Below are 1,444 nucleotides of genomic sequence, written 5' to 3'. Positions count from 1 at the left end.
GAGGAATCGTCAATACCTGTGGATCAAGATCTTTCAGGCGGCTGCCGACTGCTCTTCGATAGCCGGTGATTCCTCGGGCCGCTCGATGAGCTTGCCCTTGCGGAACTTCGCCCCGGCGCGGACCAGGGCGACCAGGTGGGGTGCGTTGACCGCGCGCCAGCGGGCCTGAGCCGACTCGATCAGTTTGAAGGCCATCGCGAGCCCGGCAGCGCGTGAGCCTGGCCCCTTGGTCACCTTGGTGCGGTGCCGGACCGTGGCGAAGGTGGACTCGATCGGGTTGGTGGTGCGCAGATGCACCCAGTGCTCCAGCGGATAGTCGTAGAAGGCGAGCAGTTCGTCGAGGTCGTCGACGACCTTGGCGACCGCCTTGGGGTACTTGGCGCCGTAGGCGGCCTGGAAGTCCTTGACCGCGGCCTGGGCGTGCTCTTTGTCCTCGGCGTTCCAGATGTCGGCCAGGTGCTTCTTGGCGGCAGGGTGGGCCGACTTCGGGAGCGCCCCCAGGACGTTAGAGATCTTGTGAAACCAGCACCTTTGCTCCTTGGCCTGCGGAAACACCTCCCGCAGCGCCGACCAGAACCCGAGCGCGCCGTCCCCGATCGCCAGCACCGGCGCCCGCATCCCACGCCGCTTGGCATCGCGCAGCAGATCAGCCCACGACTCGGTGGACTCGCGGTAGCCGTCGGTCAGGGCAACGAGCTCTTTACGGCCGTCGGCGCGCACGCCGATCATCACCAGCAAGCACAGCTTGTGCTCCTCCAGCCGGATGTTGACGTGGATGCCATCGACCCACAAGTAGACGTAGTCGACACCGGACAGGTCTCGGCCGGCGAACGCGCGCTGCTCGGCCTTCCACTGCTCGGTGAGCTTGGTGATCACGGCCGCGGACAGGCCCGCTGTCGAGCCGAGGAACTGCCCCAGCGCCGGCACGAAGTCTCCGCTGGACAGCCCGTGGAGGTACAGCAACGGCAGCACCTCGCTGATGGAGGGGGTCTTGCGCGCCCAGGCGGGCAGGATCGCCGAGGAGAACCGCTTGCGCTCGCCCGTCCCCTCGTCGATGCGTTTGTCGTTGACCCGCGGAGCCTTGACCTCGATCGCACCGGCCGCAGTGAGAATCTCGCGCGGCTGGTGGTAGCCGTTGCGCACGACCAGGCGCCGGCCCGCCTCGTCGCGCTCGTCGGCGAAGGCGGCGATATAGGCGTCCACCTCGGCCTGCAACGCGGCGGCGAGCATCTTGCGGGCGCCCTCGCGGACGATCTGATCGATCAGCGAAGACGAGGACGGCGTCAGGGCGTGGTCGTCAGCAGGCGGCTCGGGCACTACGGTAAGCGGCACGGGTGTGCCTTCCCGACCGACGTTGGCGCGTCGGCCTTATCTCGAAACCACATCGGATGATCCGGGAAGGTACACCCCTTCCCGGCAGATCCACAGGTTTCGATCATTCCTC

1 protein-coding gene is annotated in these 1,444 nt (G+C 67.0%); it reads right to left on the bottom strand.

All coding sequences use genetic code 11. From position 1 onward, the window contains the following. Positions 1 to 33 precede the first annotated feature (33 nt). On the bottom strand, positions 34 to 1,317 hold the full coding sequence (locus ACTWQA_RS58940) for an IS256 family transposase (RefSeq protein WP_443167488.1): 1,284 nt from the start codon (positions 1,315 to 1,317) through the stop codon (positions 34 to 36). Positions 1,318 to 1,444 lie beyond the last annotated feature (127 nt).

It is taken from the genome of Nonomuraea sp. 10N515B, from assembly GCF_052245915.1.
Lineage (GTDB): Bacteria > Actinomycetota > Actinomycetes > Streptosporangiales > Streptosporangiaceae > Nonomuraea.
The sequence above is the reverse complement of the archived record's forward strand: the minus strand, read 5'-3'. Positions and strand labels throughout refer to the sequence as shown.